Below are 20,798 nucleotides of genomic sequence, written 5' to 3' on the forward strand. Positions count from 1 at the left end.
TAGGTAACATTAGATTAGACATTAGGGTATTACTCTTGCTCAAGAACTCCCAATACATTAAAAAGAGCAACTCTTTAATTTAGTAATAAATCTGCAACAAGGATGAAATACATATCCAATGAACCAGCTATTGCAGAAGAAACTTTCAACGAAATAGATTTCTTATTACAACGCAATAAACAAATAATATTATGAAACAATTACTATTACGATCATTATTCATGGTACACATGATAATGCTTGGCATAGCATGGAATACTTATGCCTCGACAGACAAATACCGTCTGACTTTTAGGGATGATCCAGCAACTACCATCAATATTATTTGGAATCAAATTTCGGGTGAGAATCCTGTTGTACACTATGGTGTGGTAGATCATGGAACAAATGCCGATGCATATGCTATGACAAAAAACGTAGACCGTTCTGTAGAATATAAAGGAATGAGCAATCAAATTGTTCGATTAACTGGTTTACAACCCAATACCGCCTATTATTTCGTAATCAAAGATAGTGAAGGAACAAGCCAACGTTTTTGGTTTAAAACAGCTCCTTCTTCTTCTTCAGAGCGTCTATCATTTATTGCTGGTGGCGATTCTCGTAACAACAGAGAACCTCGTCAGAACGGTAACCGTATCGTGGCAAGACTTCGTCCACATGCTGTATTTTTTGGTGGCGACATGACTTCATCAGGTACTGACGAACAGTGGCAAAATTGGTTTGACGATTGGCAATTGACAATTGGTGAAGATGGCCGTATGATTCCGATTGTTGCCGCAAGAGGTAACCATGAAAGTTCAAATGGAATGATCTATGACCTGTTTGATACGCCTTCTACTGATGTTTATTACGGAATTACTTTTGGTACAGATCTACTGAGAGTATATACACTTAATACAGAGATGTCTATCACAGGTGATCAAACAACTTGGTTGGCAAACGATTTAGCAGCGAATGCAAATGTTCATTGGAAATCTGCTCAATACCATAAGCCTATGCGACCACATGTAAGTAGTAAGTCAGAAGGAAATACACATTACAGCAGTTGGGCAGACCTTTTCTACCAAAATAATGTCAAGTTGGTTGTAGAATGTGATGCACACACAGTAAAAACAACTTGGCCAGTAAGACCTTCTACCAATACAGGACATGATGAAGGTTTTGTTAGAGATGATATTAGTGGAACAGTATATACTGGTGAAGGTTGTTGGGGAGCTCCATTACGTTCTAACAATGACAATAAAGAATGGACAAGAGACAGCGGAATGTTCAACCAAGTTAAATGGATTTTCGTTGATCAATCAAAAATTGAACTAAGAACAATTAAAGTAGATAATGCAGAAAGTGTTGGTACAGTCGATGATAGCAATATTTTCTCTACTCCTGCTAACTTAGATATATGGACTCCTACAAACGGTGCTGTGGTAACGATCCATAACCAAGAAGGTATTCCAGAAGTGTCGTTAGTTTCTCCAGAAAACGACCAATTCTATAGTGAACCAACAACTATTACATTAAGTGCTTCTGCTACTGATTCAGACGGAAGCGTAAAAGATGTTGAGTTCTTCGTTAATGGTGCTTCTGTAGGTACAGATGATACTGCTCCGTATGAAGTAGAGTACACTATTCCTGAAATTGGGGAGTATTCTTTCTCTGCTTTGGTAGAAGATAATGAGGGCAATACGATGGCAACTTCAACAAGAAATTTCAAAGTTGGTATTGTTAAAAACTTTATCGATGTACGCGTAATTACTGATGAAGATGATGCGGAAGAAGCCGAGGACGGGTCTGTAGATCTTAGCAGTTCGGATTTGGAATTAGTTTACGATCCTCATGAAGATGCAGGGAATCAAATCGTAGGTATACGTTTCCAAGCATTGGATATTCCTAAGGGTGCAATAATTAAAGAGGCCTATATACAATTTACGGCAGATGAAGATAAAAATGATGAAGGTTCGATGAATATCTACGCTCAAAACGATAATTCTCCAGTAGCCTTTACTACAACTATCAATGATATATCATCAAGACCTAAAACCACTGCATTTGTAGTATGGACTCCTGTAGATTGGGATGTTGTTGGAGACGCAGGTGATACTCAGAAAACGCCGGATTTAAGTACACTTGTTCAAGAAGTAATCGATAGAGATGGATGGACTTCAGGAAATAATATGGCATTTATCATCGAAGGTACAGGCCGAAGAGTTGCAGAGTCTTACAAAGGTTCAAGTACAGAAGCACCACAACTTATCATTGAGTTTAAAAACACTTATACTTTATCATTTGAGGCGACCAACGGTACTATTACCTCTTCTGCTCCTGATCAGGAATTATTTGAGGAAGGTCAAGAAGTAACATTAACAGCCAACCCTACTTCTGGCTATGAATTTAACGGATGGTCTGGCGACATCACAAGCGATGAAAACCCTGTGACAGTACTTATGGATCAGAACAAAAACATTACTGCCAATTTCGTTGTGGAAGGTACAAGCAATGAAAATGAAGAGGAAGGTACTGACGATGAAGATACCGGAAATGAAACAGAGGAAGAAGATCCATCTGATAATGATGATGAAGATGATACTTCAAATCCAGTATTAGGAGTTGACTTTGAAAAAACCAATCCATTTAAAGTGTACCCCAACCCTATTACAGATATTGTAAATCTAGAATTTAACGCAAGTTCAACTCAACAAATTAGTATTACTTTCTATGATATTTCAGGGAAGATAGTGTTAACTAAAAATGTTCGAGCAAACAGCGGAAGCAATAAAATTGAAATAAAAACATCAACATTACTTCCAGGTAAATATGCTGTTAGAATTATGGGAGAAAACCTATATAAAACAGTAAACCTTCTGAAGTAAACGTTGGAAATTCCCCTTAAACTATCATCTACTTCAAGTAAGCCAAGGCTTACTTGAAGTTTACAGAAAATAAGAATAAGAAACGTATTAACAGAAAAGAAAGATGAAATCGAAATTATACTTATTACTTGCTACAAGTACATTTTGTGTTTTTATAGGTAGAGCAATTCAACATTTAGTTTGGGATGCTCCATTTAGAACTTTATTATGGGACGAAGGGCTACTAAGAGGCTTTGTCGAAAACGTATTAGGTTATAATTGGTTTGATTACGTAACTAGTCCTACTACAGACAAAATGATCAATCTTAGCATCGATCTATTTGGTGTTTTATATCTATTAGCGGCTATCTCGGTTTTCTTTTTAAACAAAGAAGGTATCCTAAAGAAAATTGGTATGAAGCTTCAGATCATTGGCGCATTAGGATTGATGTTTTTGGCTTTCCTCTATTCAAAAGAAAAATTTATGCAGTTGGGCCAATTTTTAGAATATTCAGCTCAATTCTCTGCACCCTTTCTATTATGGTATGTGGTTACTTATAAAGAAGAAAAATTTCCAATACTTTTTGCAAAATGTGTGATCGCCCTAACATTTATCTGCCATGGTTTATATGCAGTAGGTTTCTACCCTGTACCTGGTAAGTTTGTAGACATGACAATTTCTACGTTGGGCGTTACTGAAAGCGTTGCGAAAGATTTATTACTAACTGCTGGTATTCTGGACTTTATTGTTGCCGTTGGTATTTTTATCCCAAGAATTCAAAAGCCAATGTTGGCTTACATGGTACTTTGGGGAACGCTTACATCAATGGCTAGATTAACAGGACATTTCCACATTGATTTCTTAGGAAATACATTATTACAATGGTTACCTGCCGTAATTTATAGAGCACCACATGCTTTACTTCCATTAATCATCCTGACACAGATTAATAATGCTAAGGATACTGCAAAAATGGAATCGCCAAACTTCTCTCAGAAATTATTGAGTAATATCGGTTTAGCTAATTAATATAAATCACATGATATGCTACTGCACATTCCATTAAGATGTCGGTAGCATATCTTTTTTATACTGATATGTATTGCTCCTCAAATTACAGATAATTTGGGGAATTTTTTCAATAAGAAATTTAAATACTTTCAACGAATCAGATTTCTTATAACTACTATTTTTAACAAGTGAAATGATGAAACAATTACTATTACGATCATTATTCATGGTACACATGATAATGCTTGGAATGGCATGGAATACCTATGCCTCAACAGACAAATATCGTCTTACGTTCAGAGATGATCCAGCAACTACCATCAATATTATTTGGAACCAAATTTCGGGTGTGAATCCTGTTGTACACTATGATGTGGTAGATCATGGTACGAATGCCAATGCGTACGCTTTCACTAAAAGCGTAGACCGTTCTGTAGAGTACAAAGGAATGAGCAACCAGATTGCTCGATTGACAGGCTTACAACCGAATACTGCTTATTATTTTGTGATCAAAGATAGCGACGGAACAAGCCAACGTTTCTGGTTTAAGACCGCTCCTTCTTCTTCTTCAGAACGTCTATCATTTATTTCAGGTGGCGATTCTCGTAACAACAGAGAACCTCGTCAGAACGGTAACCGTATCGTGGCGAGACTTCGTCCACATGCTGTATTTTTTGGTGGCGACATGACCTCTGCAGGTACAGACGAACAATGGCAAAACTGGTTTGACGATTGGCAATTGACAATAGGTACAGACGGCCGTATGATTCCGATTGTTGCCGCAAGAGGTAACCATGAAAGTTCTAACGGAATGATCTATGATCTGTTTGATACACCCTCTACTGATGTGTACTACGGAATTACTTTTGGTACAGATTTACTGAGAGTATATACACTTAATACAGAGATGTCTATCACAGGTGATCAAACAACTTGGTTGGCCAATGATTTGGCTGCCAATGCAAATGTATATTGGAAATCTGCTCAATACCATAAACCTATGCGACCACATGTAAGTGGCAAAACGGAAGGAAACACACATTACAGCAGTTGGGCAGACCTTTTCTACCAAAATAATGTCAAGTTAGTTGTAGAATGTGATGCACATACAGTAAAAACGACTTGGCCAGTAAGACCTTCTACCGATACTGGAAATGAAGAAGGTTTTGTCAGAGATGATGTAAGTGGAACAGTATATACTGGTGAAGGTTGTTGGGGAGCTCCATTACGTTCTAACAACGACAATAAATCTTGGACAAGAGATAGCGGAATGTTCAACCAAGTAAAATGGATTTTCGTTGATCGATCTAAAGTTGAGCTTAGAACAATTAAGGTAGATAATGCAGAAAGTGTTGGTACTGTTAATGATAGCAATATTTTCTCTGCTCCTGCAAACTTAGATATCTGGGCTCCTTCAAACGGTGCAGTGGTTACCATCCAAAACCAAGGAGGTATTCCAGAAGTGTCGCTAGTTTCTCCAGAAAACGACCAATTCTACAGTGAACCAACAACAATCACATTAAGTGCTTCTGCTACTGATTCAGACGGAAGTGTAAAAGATGTTGAGTTTTTTGTTAATGGTGTTTCAGTAGGTTCAGATAATACGGCTCCGTATGAAGTAGAATACACAATTCCTGCAAATGGTCAATATTCTTACTCTGCATTGGTGGAAGATAACGATGGTAATACGATGTCATCATCATCGAGAAATTTCAAAGTGGGTATTACACAAAATTCTATCAATGTACGCGTAAGTACTGATGAAGATGATGCGGAAGAAGCCGAGGACGGGTCTATAGATCTTAGTAGTTCTGATTTAGAATTAGTTTACGATCCTCATGAGGCTGCAGGTAATCAGTCAGTTGGTATTCGTTTCCAAGCATTGGATATTCCACAAGGTGCAATAATCACAGAAGCCTATATTCAATTTACGGCAGATGAAGATAAGAATAATGAAGGTTCGATGAACATCTACGCTCAGGACGTTAATTCTGCAGCAGCCTTTTCTTCAACTGTTAATGATATTTCATCAAGAGCTAAAACCAATGCATCTGTAGCATGGACACCAACTACATGGAGTACTATTGGTGAGGCAGGTGATGCTCAGAAAACTCCTAACTTAAGTGCACTTGTTCAGGAAGTGATTGATAGAGATGGATGGACTTCAGGAAATAATATGGCATTTATCATTGAAGGAACAGGCCGTAGAGTTGCAGAGTCTTACAAAGGTTCAAGTACAGCCGCGCCACAACTTATCGTTGAGTATAAGAATACCTATTCTTTATCATTAGCAGCAACCAATGGTACTATCACTTCTTCAGTTCCTAATCAGAATAGTATTGAAGAAGGTCAAGAAGTAACATTAACAGCTAACCCTGCTTCTGGCTATGAATTTAGTGGTTGGTCTGGCGACATCACAAGTAATGAAAACCCTGTGACGGTGCTTATGGATCAGAACAAAAACATCACTGCGAATTTTACAGAGAAACCATCTGGTACTACAATTACAGTTAGTGTGATTAAAGGAAATGATGATGCCGAAGAAGCAGAAAGCGGGTTGGTAAGCACAAGTAGCACTGATCTTGAATTGGTATACGATGATCTTGAAAATGCTGGCAATCAAATGGTCGGTATTCGTTTTAGAGATATTAATATACCGCAAGGGGCTACAATCACCAATGCCTTTATACAGTTTACAGCAGATGAAAATAAAAATGATAATGGTTCTTTGACTATACATGCACAGTTTGCGAATAGACCAAGTACGTTTACTACAAATACAAATGATATCTCTTTACGACCAAAAACCACTGCATCTGTAGCATGGACTCCAGCAGCTTGGAATACAGTGGGTGAAGCAGGTAGTGCACAAAGAACTCCTGATCTTAAAAATATTGTTCAGGAAATTGTAAACAGATCTGGCTGGGCTCAAGGGCATTTAGTATTTATTATTCAAGGTACAGGCAGAAGAGTGGCGAAAGCTTACACTAATTCTTCTCCAGCAGATGCTCCAAAACTTACTATTACTTATGAAGATAATGGCTCAAGTAGTAGAACAATGAGTACTGAATCTGTATTTGGAGGTAGCTATGATGAAATAAATCAATTTAAAGTCTACCCGAATCCGATCACAGACATCGTAAACCTAGAATTTGAAGCGAGTACATCTGAACAAATCGGTATCACTTTCTATGATATTTTAGGTAAGGTAGTCTTAACTACAAACGCTGTCACAAACAGTGGGCGAAATAAGATTGAAATCAAAACATCGTCCCTACTTCCGGGTAAATATACGGTTAGAATCGTAGGACAAAACCTACAGAAAACTGTCAATCTAGTGAAGTAATTATCATAATAACTTCAGATTATTGGCACTTATTAATATTAAGTTAGCCAATTAATATAAACCCATGATATGCTACCGTACATGCTATTAATGATGTCGGTAGCATATTTTTTTAAATATTTTTTGACTGAGTTCTGAAAAGAAGCCCACATTAATTATTCATTAATATCGCATTAAGCGTTCTAAATACATTTGATGATCATAAAGTCGAAGTGAAAATTTTTAGATTAATCAGCTATTAGAATAAGTTTCTACTCATTGAACTCAAATTTCACTCTATTATAATTTAACTTTTTAAGTATTACGAAATGAATTTTACAAAACTATCATTATTATTTTCTTCTCTAATTGTGCTTTTTTCAGCTTGTAACAAGGAAGTACTTCCTGAAGTCGAATCAAGTCAAACTGAAAGCTCTTCAGCAAGAACACTTGCTGCAGGAGAAGTGGTTGCAATTGCAAACCCTTTGAACGGATCGAATGTGATTCTAGGGTCAACAATCAGTGTCGAAACAATCACTGATACAAATGTTGATCTTATTGCTTGTCGTTTATGGATCGATGATGTTTTTCACAGTGTGGTAAAAACGGCTCCTTATAATTTTGATGTAAGTGGACTTGCCTTAGGTACGCATACTTTAATGGTTAGGGCCAATGGAGCAGACGGTGTAAACCATGACAGTGAAATTATATCAATCACAGTAGTTGATGGTAACTTACCAGGTTCTGTTGAAATTACTTCTTTATCTAATGGAGATACTTTCACAGAAGGAGAAGATATCCTTATCACTTCTGCTAGCTCTGATGGAGATGGCGTGAAGAATATGAGACTTTGGATTGATAACACTTACATTGATTTAGATCAAGAGGCTCCTTTCCAATTTACGGTAAATAACCTTACTCCAGGATCACATACTATTGTTTTAAAGATGAAAGATCAAAAAGACAATGTAACATCAAGTGCTCCTGTAACCATCGAAGTAGAAGCAGCACAGTCTCAAGATATTGTTTGGGATGATTTCAGTTTAAACATCCTTCCATACACGCGTATGAGTGGATACCAAGACATTATTTTCAATAATAGTGTTGTTGGAACTACAGAATTCCTAATTCTTTCAGCAAGTCATGGTAACCCTGATCCAGGTCAGTATCAAAAAGAATCAAAAGTAGAAGGTGGTGATTGGACGAAAATTGGTTACGGTGGTGATGACGATAAGAGTGCTGAAGTATGGGTACGCCAAGTAACATCTAGTAATAAAGATGATCATGGTCAAATCAATACAAAAAATGCAGCAGCTAAATTGACTATCCTTTCTTATGATGGTTTGATTAGTACTGGTGCAACTCAAGATTTATACTTCTTCAATAAAAAAGCAAGTATTGATCACAAAGGTGCTAAAGGTCCTTTCTTAGTAGTGATTGCTACAGATAATGGTAAAGAATCTACTATGTCTGACTTAAACTACGGATATAATTCTAACGGTACAGCTGGTGATGATATGACAATGTTATATCTAACTCATGATGATCAATTCTACGATAACACTTTCACTGTAAGAGGTGGTGCGGTAAGTATACAACTATTACCATAATAATTTAGATGATGAAGAATTGGCTTCCTTTGAGTTTCTCGAAGGGGGCCATACTTTATATAAAATGGTTAATTTTATTAATCCTAAACACCAACAAACAAAATAATAGACTATAAAAGCTTATGAATGTTCTTGTTAATTATCAGGTGAAAATGTGTAGCCTTGTGTTGTTCTTCCTTAGTTTATCGGGATCAGCACAAACCTTTGACATTAATTATAATAGCCCAACCACTTTAGGGACGATAACAGACCCTTTGATTGATGAGGCGAGTGGACTTGCAGCCTCATACAATACTGAAAATGCATTTTGGCTACACAATGATTCTGGCGATGGCCCCAACCTTTGGCTTATTGACAAATCTGGTGCTGTATTGACTCATGGTATTGTAAAAAATAAGAATGGAAGTAATGCTAGTTCAAGAGACTGGGAAGACATCTCTTCTTTTGTGATGAACGGAACTTCTTACTTGATTATTGGTAATTTTGGCGACAACCCAATCAATAAATCAGAATATTATTTATATATCATTGAAGAGCCAGAGTATGATCCTCAAAGTACTTCCAATAATAGCTATGAAATTCTAAAAACTATTACCTATCAATATGAAAATGGATCACAGAATTGTGAATCAATTGGTGTTGATGTCGAAAACGAAAAAATTATATTAGTGAGTAAATCTAGTGTCGGTGGAAATAAAATTGCTTATGAAATTCCCCTATCGATTACATCAGAAGATATTACTACTACAGCAAAAATTATTGGACAATTTCCAATGGATGGTACAACGGCTATGGACATTTCTAACGATGGTCAACATGCAATTGTATTAACTTATACGGATGCTTACGAGTTTACTCGATATGATGGTACGTCATGGGAAGATGCTTTTGGAATAGCTCCAAGAAAAATAACTATGCCACAAAGAAATGGTGGAGAGGCCATTGCCTATGGGGTAAATGGTATTGATCTATATCTTGTTAGAGAGGGTAAATCATCTCCAGTTTGGGAATTAAAAGGAAACATCGAAACTGGTACATTGTTCCAAGTTGATATGGCTGAAAAAAATGATATTTACAATAAGCAGGTTTGGGTAAATATACAAGGTCAAGGTCAACCAATATTAATGACAGATACTGATGAAGACGGCATTTATGCTTGCAAAGTCGATTTAGCAGTAGATAAAAATTATCAATATTCTTTCAGCTATCAAAACGGAACGGATGCAACAAATGATATAATCTACGAGTCTACAGGAGCTACTTGTATTAATGATGACGGTAACCGTGAAGTCTTCGTTTCCAAACAAAATCTCCTACTCAGAAAGGTGCTATTTAGCAATTGCGAAGAACGTCCTAATTATTATATTATTGATGAATGTGAATCATTAACAGGATGGAATACAAATGGGTTGAGTTTAAAAAATACTGATCAGAAGCAAGGTTTAAGTTGTATCGAATTTAAGGGATCATCGAACGTTGAATTTGAGAAAATATTAACAACTCCAACACATGCCAATGGTACAGAAGAAGGAACTGTATTGGAATTTTGGTACTATGTATCTGACCCTTCTTTGTTTGAAGATAGTAATCAAGTTGAAATTACTAGTTCGGGCACATCTGATGTCGATGAATATAGTTGGAGTCTCGATAAAGCCAATCTAGTATCGGGGTGGAATTTCTTACAATTATCAACGAAAGACGCTAATAAAAGAGGAAATCCTGACTTAACTGCCATCAATTACTTTAGACTTTACAGAAGCAAAACTTCAGAAGTAACTACTCGTATTGATGATATTCAACTTATTGGTGAAAATAACTCGTTTGCAAGCGATGCCAGTCTTTCTTTATTAACTATAGAAGCCGGCACTTTAGATCCTTCGTTTAGTCCTGGAATTTTGGAATATTCCGTAGAACTACCCTTTGGTTTTAACACAATCCCATCAGTAACAGCAACAGCTAATCAAGATGGAAAAGCTACAGTTACTATTACAGAAGCAGAGACAATGGATGAGACAACTACGGTTGTGGTTACCGCTGAGGACGGGGTAACTCAACGTACTTATACCATAAGTTTTTATGCAGCTTTAGGGAAATATTTAGATGAATGTGAAGTGAAGGATGGATGGAATCCGAGCATATTAGCCATAAACACTGTTGATCAGAAACAAGGAGAAGGTTGTTTAGAATTTTCAGGGACAGACGACGTAGAATTTGTAAAAAATTTCACTGAAGCTTTCGATTCCAATGGTTCAGAATCTAATGTGAAATTGTCTTTTTGGTATTACGTTTCTAACGTTACTGCATTAGAAGACAAGAACCAAGTAGAAATTAGTAGTTCTGGACAAGCTGATGTGGATGAATACAGTTGGAGTCTTGATAAAAACAATTTAAAAGTAGGTTGGAACTACATCGAACTGGAAACTAGTTTAGCAGCGAAAAGAGGCACACCTGATTTAAGTGCTATTAACTTCTTCAGACTATATCGTGGGAAAACAACAAACATTACAACTCGTATAGATGCAATAAACCTGTACGGCGGTATTGCATTATCTACAGATAACAGTTTATCATCTTTAACGGTTGATAATGGTACCTTATCTCCTACTTTCTCCGCTGAGGAACTTAATTATACTGTAATTTTACCATCTGGTACTTCTGATATTCCACAAGTTTCTGCAACAGCAACAGATCAAAATTCTTCTGTTCAAATCACTCAAGCTGCTACATTGGATGATTTAGCATCAGTGACTGTTTCTGCAGAAGATGGGTCTGTTAGAACCTACAGAATCAGTTTTGAAATAGGTGATCCTACTTCAATTGATGACAAAGACATGTCTATTCAGATTTTTCCAAACCCTGTAACAGACCTCTTATCCATTCAATCGAATACGGTGATACAGTCTATTTTAGTACTGAATGTCAATGGTTATCTAAAGTATTCTCAAGAGATCTACGATCAAGCAATTCAAATCAATACAGATCAATGGGAAAAGGGTCTTTATTGCTTAAAAGTTACATTACAAAATGGACAAACCATTGTGAGAAAAATTATCAAATAGTAAAGCCATTTCTATCGGATTTTAGGTTCTCACTTCTCAGTAAGAAATATATTTAAAAGAGTTAGAAAGGAATGAAAACTTTCAACTTCTTTATCACAAAAAGGGTCAAACTTCGAAAAGTCTGACCCTTTTATTTCACTTATATAATTCTACTAAAATGTTTCTTATTCGACAATTACTTTTATCGGCAGATGATTATTGATGGATAATAAGTATAACCCATTTTCAAGATGATGTACATCGATCGCACCATTTGTAGTTTCAGACTGAATCAATCTACCTTGGAAATCATAAAGTTGATAAGGTACTGATTTATCTAACCCATTAATATAGAATTTATCATTAGATGGATTGGGATAGACGACAAACTGAATAGGAAGTTCGTCTGTACTTGTAACCACCTTTTCTTTTAACAGAATACTAAATACAGCATGATCTAAATCGTTTGTATAAATTTTTAAAGTGCCATCTGCAGCGTTTTTATCTGCTACATTATAGTTCACTTTCACTTCTACTGTTTCATCCGGACGTAAGAAAGTGACATCCGTATCAAAGGTTAATGTAAATTCACTGTTGTCTTCGATCTCTAATTTATCTAATTCAAGGATTTCAGTTCCTGTATTCTTTAGCTCAATCGTATATTCATTGGTAGCTCCGAAATCCAATACTCCCCCATTCTCTATACTCTGACCAAATACCACTTCTAACTGTGGTACCTTATTATCAAAAGCCAAATCGAAAGCAAATATGTTAGCATTGGTTTCGTCAGAATTAATAATAAATTTTGATTGGAAAGTCCCAGGTTGGATCGCTTCAACTTCCAAAACTAAAGTCGCAGAAGTATTGGGTTGTAATGTGATCGGGAAGTTAACTCCAGAAAAACTCACTTTATGTCCTTCGGCACTTTCTGCAGTCAAAGAATTTAGCGTTAATGGTGCTCTACCTGTATTTTTTAATGTATAATCACTAGAAAACTTATTATCGTAAGTTAAACTACCCTGATCAATAACTGCTCCGTCCCAAACACTGAACCTGTCATTATAGTACGTTACAACTAAATCTCCTTTAATCATCGATACCTCAATTTGTACTTTCTGTACTGGAGTATCATGATCATTCGTCGTCACTACAAGTGTTTCTTGGATAAAGTGTGCTTTCTCTTTTTCTTTCACATAAATCTTTACCTTACCACTAGTGCTCGGTAGGATTTTATCTTTAGGTGAAGAAATAATTTCAAACGTAGTCTGGTCTACATTTTCGAATTTCAAGTCTTGCACAGTGATTGGAAGATTACCCGTATTTTTTACTTCCATATCAAACTCAAGACCGTCATTCATAATTACTTCTCCCAGGATAATTGGGAAAGACTCCGTAACATGCTTCCGTTTGTACACCAACTGAGACTCATTGAAGAAATGTTGCGTATGAATTTGTAAAAGAATGTCCTTATTCTCTCTATTGTTGGATTTGATTTCAACAGGAAACTGAGTTTGTGATACTCTATTTACTTTTGGAGTATAGGTCACTTCTATCTTTTGTTGCTCATTAGGTCGGATTACACCACCAGCATAACTTAGTTCTAATTCATGGTTAGAATCATAAACCTCCGTAAAAGAAGTAATATCTAAATCCATATTGCCAATGTTTTCAATATAGAGTTCATCATTTACTACTTCCCCATTGTAGTTTTTCTTTAGAAAGAAGCCCGCTGAATTAGATACTTCATTGTTATCTTTATTGACTAACCTTAGAATAGCCGCTTCAACCACTGTTGATAATTTCACCTTAACATGGTTTAAAGGTGAACCATCTGTATAAAAATTAAGTGTTACATCTTTCTGACCAATGCTTTGTGGTGATAAACGTACTTTGAATGTTTTTGACGCTGCAGGTTGTAATGTTTCATGATTTCCACCATTAAGTAGTGAAAATGCACCATTCAGCTCCGTTATATTAACACTTGTGATTTTTAACGGTGCATTACCTGTATTCACTAAATCAAATTCAAACTCTGTAGTTGCATAGCTTATTCTGCCTGCATCTATCGTAGCATTATTTGCAACAACTACATCATTATACTTTACCTCTGCTTTCCCGGACACCACTCTACCTATAATGGTATATTTAATTATGTCTTTATTGGCATTTTCTAATTTTTGTTCAAAGGTCGTATTGATGTCTCCTAATGTCGTTGCTTTAAAAGTTAGGTTATCATTAAACGAGTATCCATTACCGTAAATATGTTTTTTAGTAATCGATGCACTGATTTCATTGTTTGTAGAGAAATTAGACAAAGGAGATACGTACATAAACCCTTTTCCAATGTTTTCATTCTTTAACGTAAAGTATATAGTCTCCCCAAGCTTTACGTCGCCTAAATCGATAGTGTAATTTGTAATGACATAATCATCAGAAGTAACTTCTAATTCCCCTTTATCTTGGTTTGCCTCTGCATTAATAGTGAATGAAGGAACATTGGTATCTGATGTATTAAATGTCATCGTTCCTCTTTGAGCACTGATATCCTCACTTGGCGAGTAATAAATAGCTAAATCTGCCTCATCATTAGCTGGGATCGTAAAATCATCCGCATTTGGATAGAAGAAAAAGGAAGAACTGCCACTTGTTGCCAATGATGATATTGTCAATGTTTCAGTTGTTGATGTATTTCTTAGTTTGATGATTTTGAAAACAAAAGACCCTGAGTTTCCAAAATTTCCAAATGGTATCGTTTCATTGTTAGATAAAGGAGTTGAACTTCCATCGTCATTAGAAAGTGCAATAGACAAAGCTCCCTGACCAAAAGTATAGGATACAATAAGTAGGTTCAAAAGTAATATCCTAATGAGAGATAATGAGTATTTTTTCGACATAGCAGGTTAATGATTATTTAAGTCTGATTGATGATATAGATTTTGAAATAATATGTTCGAGTATTCAAAAGTATGTGGAATGTTATCATAATAAAAATCATACTTCAACCGATTGCATTCAAAATAATTCTACCATTCAACTTAATTCACTTCATTAATTTTTACTATTTAGATTACCACAGAATATTATTTCACAGATACTCAATTTATATAGTTGATTGTGTTTTTTAGAATTTTTCACAATGTTAGGGTACGTTAACTTAATGGATTTATATACACCAATCAGTTGAAAATATTCAAAATCTATTTTTTTAGTGGTCATTGAAAAAACCATGGTTTGTGAAGAATAATGCTATAAATAGTGCTTTTTTGGCGGCTAATTATGGATTTTAATTCAAATTAATCCGTTATTAACCCTAAACTATTCTTAAATTAAGAGTTGTTCCTACGTTTGTTATCAGTTACAACGGCACTACTATCAATATTTTTTAGTGGAACAAAAGTGACGATTTACTCAGTTTTCTATTTTTTAAAAATTTCAATTAAATGAAATATACCAACTTATTATACCTTCTATTTTTTGGAACATTATTCAGTTGTGGTACAAAACCTCAATCGAACCAAGCAAAGGTAAACGAGCGCCCTAATATTTTATTTATTATGTCTGATGATCATGCTTACCAAGCCATCAGTGCATACGACAAGACCCTAACAACAACTCCTAACATTGACCGTATAGCCAATGAAGGAATAAAATTTAATAATGCATGTGTAACCAATTCAATTTGCTCTCCTTCTAGAGCAGTGATTTTAACGGGTAAACACTCACATATTAACGGTAAAACAGATAACAACTTCCCGTTTAATCGAGATAATGTTACCTTCCCACAGATATTTCAAAAAGAAGGATATCAAACGGCAATGTTTGGTAAACTACACTTTGGAAATAATCCAAAAGGCTTCGACCAATTTAAAATCTTAATTGGGCAGGGACATTATTACAACCCGACATTTATTACTAAGGAAGAAGGTAAGAAAACATACCCAGGTTATGTCACTGATATTGTTACTGATATGACACTGGATTGGTTGGAGAAAGAAAGAGATAAAGAAAAGCCATTTATGTTGATGTATCTTCATAAAGCACCTCATAGAGAATGGTTACCAAAAGCAAAACACTACCAAGAATATACAAAGAAGACTTTCAAAGAACCTTCTACTTTATTTGATGATTACGCTGGAAGAGGTACTGCTGCCCATACTGCAGAAATGAATATCCTTAAGCACATGAACTGGGCCGGAGATTCTAAATTATATCCAGAAACAATGGAAGCTTTGGGTATTCCTGAAGGGTCACATTGGGATTATGATGCTTTCAACAAAGAAAGAGATCGTATGACCGAAGAGCAAAAGAAACAATGGGATGCCGTTTATCAACCTGTTAATGAAGAGTTCAAAAAGAACTACGCATCAATGGACAAAAAGGATTTGATGAAATGGAGATACCAACGATATATGCAAGATTACCTAGGTACAATTGCTTCTGTAGATGAAAATGTAGGTAGAGTATTAGACTATTTAGATGACAATGATTTATCAGACAACACTTTAGTGGTGTATACTTCTGATCAAGGGTTCTATCTTGGTGAACATGGTTGGTTTGACAAGCGTTTTGCTTACAACGAGTCGTTTAAAACACCATTATTAATCCGTTGGCCAAATAAAATTAAAGCCGGAATTACCAACGAAGAAATGGTTCAAAACCTAGATTTCGCACAAACATTTTTAGCTGCAGCAGGTATTGCTGCTCCAAATGATATGCAAGGTGAAAGCTTAATGCCATTATTAACTGGAAATGATGCGGAGTGGGATAGAGATGCTGTATACTATCACTATTACGAATACCCATCAATCCATATGGTAAAACGTCACTATGCAATAATTACTAAGGAGTACAAGCTAATCCACTATTATTATGATGTAGACGAGTGGGAATTATTCGATAGAAAGAAAGATCCTAATGAGTTAAGAAATGTCTATGATGATCCTGCTTATGCAGCTACAGTTACACAACTGAAAAAAGATCTAGCCGACCTTAGAGTAAAATACAAAGACAGTTCAGAAATTGATCAAAGATTATTGAACATGTACTTAGAATCAAAATATGCGAAAAACAGATAAATAAGTGAATTTCTATATAATAGCTTAGAATTAGATGATGGAAGATAAGGCTCAATTTTTGAGCCTTATTTTTTTAGATGATTATCAAACCCAACCTTTTATTTTATTGATTATTAATCAATTGAAGAAGAAAGTTGGAAGAATGAATTATAATAATACTCCTTACCGTTATTATCTATATCATAAAGTTCTATTAGTTTAGATTCTGGAACAATTGAATTAATTATTTCAATCAATTCACCCTCATCGGATGTGGAGTATAAATCAGTATTATAATCTAATATATATCCATTTTCTTTCGACCAATTTAAAAATATAAACCCACATTCTGCATAGACTTCTACTCTCATATTTGTGAACCTCGAAGATTTAGATTTATTGTCTTGAATCAAGTTAACTAAATCTAATAATGCTTCTCTTGAATTTGAATTAGTATCATATTTACCTCTTACAACTTTATAGAAAAAATCTCCTTGTAAGTTCGTAACTTCATATTTATTAGGAATGACATTTAACTCCTCATACTCTATAAAGAAATTATTAGTATTGTGTTCTCTTTTAAGGACAATATTAAATAATCCATTATGGTTCTTTTTTAATCTAATAGCCCAAGTTTCTTCATCATTATAATGACCATTTAAATCAAGTTTTAGCTGAGAGCCAGATTCTGTAATTACAGTTTCATCACCAGTTCCTAAAATATTTGATTCCCAGTTATATCCATCATAAATTTTAAAATACACATCATCATATTGTAAGTCCTGAAAAGTATAATCGATATAATCATAGTTTTTATCAGAGTAATTTGAATGACTAAGAAGTTTATGATCAAAACTCCAGCCATTAAAATCTCCTACAATTCCCCATTCTCCAAAATTAACTGGTATTTCAGGGTTCAACTCAATTGGATCGGAATGAAATCCAGGATTTATATCAAGATGAATTCCTTTACTTGGCTCATTTGGATCATTACCTTCTTTTACTGTATATGTATAAGTGTAGTTTGTATTTAGATCGTTAACATTTAAATATTGATCGCCATCTACAGTTTCGATAGTGATATTGTAATTATTATAAGAATATAGAAATGCATAAAATGATTGTCCATTTTCGCATTTTTCAAAATCCACTCCATTCGAGTGTACATTTTTTATATAATTTTCAACAACGCTGTCTCCACTTATTTTTAGGTAAGTAAATTCTATGTTATGCATAGGAATAGAGATATCATTATCTGATGCTCCCCCTGTTCCATGTCCTTGTAATGTATAGTAAGAATTTACATAATTTGAATAATTTTGATATATATCAATTGTGAAATCTCCGGAAACACTGTCAATTAATAATTCTTCTCTGATATCAAAATTGTCTGAAATAAGCTTTGAACCATTAAAATCATTTAAAAAAACAGAGTATCCTGTATATTTTAATTCATCTTGTGGGTTATGTTTAGCGTTCATTGGAGATATATCCATGTCATAAGATGTACTGACAAGTAAAGTCCTCAACTCTTCATGAGGAACAAGATTTTCATCTTGGTTCGTACATGAAAAAATAAACAAAGCAGGAATTATTAAAAGTATAAAATGTTTCATTAGCTATTTTTGTAATTAGAATTACACACAATGTAACGATGTTTCTTTTTAGATGTTCTAATAGTATTGATAACGAATCATAAGTAACTTTTCACCTATTTTGTTACCACAAAAAAAGAGGCTACCTCCAATAAAAGGTAGCCTCAATGCTCTCTGTAATATAAACTTACTTTTTCTAATCGAATATTATCTTCTTTGAAATACTATGCTCTCCAGAAGTGATCTGAATAATATATAGACCTTGTGGTAGGGACAATTCAAATGTATTTCCAAAAACTTCACTTTTTGCCACAACAGTTCCTGTTAAGTCGTACACAACATACTCCGATTGAGAGGCATTCACCTCAAAGTTCATAGTATGTGATGTAGGATTAGGGAAAGCGTTAAGTTGGATTGCATGATTACCTAATGAAAGAACCTCATCGCCAGTAGTGAAACTAAATAACTCACTATACTCTGATAGTTGATTACTTTCTTTTGTTCTTGTTCTAATGACAACGATATATTCCTTGTTTGGAATCAGGTCTGTTAATTCAAAAGATAGATCTTCTGTTTCATACCAACGTCCATACACATCTAACTCATAGATAAGCCCTTTATGTCTTTCGACCTCCCAAGTAATTGTTGCTGAATTGCCTGAGACCTCAACAGCTGCGAGGTTATATGGAATTAGTGGAACAATCGGCTTATCAGTAAATTGATAGAATTCTAATGGTTCCGATGATTTTCCTGAGAAATCGTAAGCTACTATGGTAAACTTATATTCAGTATCCATATCCAATTCAGTATATCTCATCGACATTTCATTCGTGATCACTGGATCTTCATCATTAATAGCTATTGTATAATATTCTGTAGCTACATCATCAATAGCTTCATCCCATTCTAATTCTAAAGCAGTATCTAATATTTCTGTAAAATTCACATTTTCTGGTTGTTCAGGTGCAGTTTCATCTTGTATTAGATCTTCAACGGCTACCCTACCATTTCTTTGATAAGCACCAACATCAATAGATCCTGATAGTTTTGATCGAATCATTCCTAACTGATCTACTAAATAAGGATGATCGTTATCTGCTTTGACAATTGAAGGATCACCATAATTAGCTGCCACACTATGATCTGGGAAAGATACGATACCATTGTCATCAATAGGCAACAGCTCAATCACTGGTCTAGTCTCCTCGTTACCAAATAAAACTCTTCCATCGTTCACTATATCTTCTGTTAATCCACTAACAAAATTTCCAATAATTGATGAATTAATCTCTATTGATTTATACTCTACAAAATTGACATCTGATGGATCTCCAGTACCATCATTTTGAACTTTACTTAAGTTTCCATGAATAATGGAGTTATTAATGATGAATTCGTGATTGGCATTACTACTTCTAAGCCCTCCACAGTTTTTCACACTATTAGCATTACCATTAAAAGTCATCGTCACATTATCAAAACGTGTGGATGCCTCAGAGTTAGATACAACGTTGATGGTTCCTCCTTGAGTGCTTGATCTATTTCCGTAGAAAGTACTATTTCTAATATGAGTAAATACTGCACCGTAAATGTACATCGCCCCACCTTGACGGTTCGACTTATTATCTTGTACTAACGTTTCATATATATTTAAATTGACAGTATTTCCACCTATCCCTGCAACGATTGCTCCTCCGTTTCCTAATGCATCATCAACGAAAGTAGTATTATTCGTAATTTTACATGATAAAAGATTCAAAGTTCCTTCAATTTCTGCAGCAATCGCTCCACCGTCATGGACAGTAGAGTTATTTGTGAAATTACATTTTTGAAAAGTCACTTCACCACTACCGCTTACCCAAATAGCTCCACCTGTTTCTTGAGTGGTATTAAACATTCCATTACCATTGGTAAACGTCACATTTTTAACGATTAAGTAAGCACCATCTTGAATGTTGGTGTAGTTAAAAAACTTAGTCGCACTACCTCCATCCAAGGTCGCATTATTTTGACCTATGATTGTAATATTTTTTTCTACAGAAAAAGCTTGAGCGTGTGTGATTGTTCCATTCAGATAAATCACATCTCCATTTTCTGCTAACGTGTATGCTGTGTTTAGAGTAGCAACTGCCGTATTAGAAGTTAAGCCATCATTGGAATTATTTCCGCTATTACTTACGTAAATATCTTTTGCAAATAGACTTGAGATTGAAAGGCAGCTCAAGAAAAGTAATAGTACATTTCGTTTCATATAGCAAAATTTGTTTTTAAAGTTCATTCATTTCGGATAAAGCAAATATGGGTGTAAGTCCAAAATT

9 protein-coding genes are annotated in these 20,798 nt (G+C 35.0%); 6 read left to right on the forward strand and 3 right to left on the reverse strand.

The window, feature by feature from the left end:
- Positions 1–191 precede the first annotated feature (191 nt).
- The 5 genes from QL232_RS16535 (at position 192) to QL232_RS16555 (ending at position 11,852) form a co-directional block, all read left to right on the forward strand.
- On the forward strand, positions 192–2,867 hold the full coding sequence (locus QL232_RS16535; RefSeq protein ID WP_281614967.1) for an Ig-like domain-containing protein: 2,676 nt from the start codon (positions 192–194) through the stop codon (positions 2,865–2,867).
- A 103-nt stretch (positions 2,868–2,970) separates the two neighbouring features.
- A complete protein-coding gene (locus QL232_RS16540) occupies positions 2,971–3,876 on the forward strand; it encodes a hypothetical protein (RefSeq protein WP_281614968.1) in 906 nt (301 codons plus the stop codon).
- Positions 3,877–4,051: 175 nt separating this feature from the next.
- Positions 4,052–7,204 (forward strand): Ig-like domain-containing protein, encoded by a 3,153-nt coding sequence (locus QL232_RS16545; RefSeq protein WP_281614969.1) that lies wholly within the window; start codon positions 4,052–4,054, stop codon positions 7,202–7,204.
- 308 nt (positions 7,205–7,512) lie between these two features.
- A complete protein-coding gene (locus tag QL232_RS16550; RefSeq protein WP_281614970.1) occupies positions 7,513–8,793 on the forward strand; it encodes an Ig-like domain-containing protein in 1,281 nt (426 codons plus the stop codon).
- A gap of 122 nt (positions 8,794–8,915) precedes the next feature.
- The gene (locus QL232_RS16555; protein ID WP_281614971.1) at positions 8,916–11,852 is read left to right on the forward strand and encodes a T9SS type A sorting domain-containing protein; all 2,937 of its coding nucleotides are present in this window, start codon (positions 8,916–8,918) and stop codon (positions 11,850–11,852) included.
- Between the two features lie 164 nt (positions 11,853–12,016).
- Here the strand turns inward: QL232_RS16555 and QL232_RS16560 are convergent, their stop codons facing one another.
- Positions 12,017–14,725, reverse strand: coding sequence for a choice-of-anchor D domain-containing protein (locus tag QL232_RS16560; RefSeq protein WP_281614972.1), 2,709 nt, complete (start codon positions 14,723–14,725; stop codon positions 12,017–12,019).
- 546 nt (positions 14,726–15,271) lie between these two features.
- On the opposite strand from QL232_RS16560, the gene QL232_RS16565 reads away from it, so the two are divergent.
- Entirely contained in the window at positions 15,272–16,906 is a 1,635-nt protein-coding gene (locus tag QL232_RS16565; RefSeq protein WP_281614973.1) for a sulfatase, read from the forward strand.
- Positions 16,907–17,019: 113 nt separating this feature from the next.
- Here the strand turns inward: QL232_RS16565 and QL232_RS16570 are convergent, their stop codons facing one another.
- Both QL232_RS16570 and QL232_RS16575 read right to left on the reverse strand, forming a co-directional pair.
- Complete coding sequence (locus tag QL232_RS16570) at positions 17,020–18,501, reverse strand: hypothetical protein (protein ID WP_281614974.1); 1,482 nt, start codon at positions 18,499–18,501, stop codon at positions 17,020–17,022.
- A gap of 175 nt (positions 18,502–18,676) precedes the next feature.
- Complete coding sequence (locus QL232_RS16575) at positions 18,677–20,731, reverse strand: T9SS type A sorting domain-containing protein (RefSeq protein ID WP_281614975.1); 2,055 nt, start codon at positions 20,729–20,731, stop codon at positions 18,677–18,679.
- Between the last annotated feature and the right edge of the window lie 67 nt (positions 20,732–20,798).

This window comes from Flammeovirga sp. SubArs3 (assembly GCF_947387565.1).
Taxonomy (GTDB): domain Bacteria; phylum Bacteroidota; class Bacteroidia; order Cytophagales; family Flammeovirgaceae; genus Flammeovirga; species Flammeovirga agarivorans.

What these genes read in the sequence shown, in the direction of transcription:
- QL232_RS16545 (WP_281614969.1), top strand. Translation starts at nt 4,052, where the DNA reads ATGATGAAACAATTACTATTACGATCATTATTCATGGTACACATGATA.
- QL232_RS16535 (WP_281614967.1), top strand. Translation starts at nt 192, where the DNA reads ATGAAACAATTACTATTACGATCATTATTCATGGTACACATGATAATG.
- QL232_RS16550 (WP_281614970.1), top strand. Translation starts at nt 7,513, where the DNA reads ATGAATTTTACAAAACTATCATTATTATTTTCTTCTCTAATTGTGCTT.
- QL232_RS16565 (WP_281614973.1), top strand. Translation starts at nt 15,272, where the DNA reads ATGAAATATACCAACTTATTATACCTTCTATTTTTTGGAACATTATTC.
- QL232_RS16570 (WP_281614974.1), bottom strand. Translation starts at nt 18,501, where the DNA reads ATGAAACATTTTATACTTTTAATAATTCCTGCTTTGTTTATTTTTTCA.
- QL232_RS16575 (WP_281614975.1), bottom strand. Translation starts at nt 20,731, where the DNA reads ATGAAACGAAATGTACTATTACTTTTCTTGAGCTGCCTTTCAATCTCA.
- QL232_RS16560 (WP_281614972.1), bottom strand. Translation starts at nt 14,725, where the DNA reads ATGTCGAAAAAATACTCATTATCTCTCATTAGGATATTACTTTTGAAC.
- QL232_RS16540 (WP_281614968.1), top strand. Translation starts at nt 2,971, where the DNA reads ATGAAATCGAAATTATACTTATTACTTGCTACAAGTACATTTTGTGTT.
- QL232_RS16555 (WP_281614971.1), top strand. Translation starts at nt 8,916, where the DNA reads ATGAATGTTCTTGTTAATTATCAGGTGAAAATGTGTAGCCTTGTGTTG.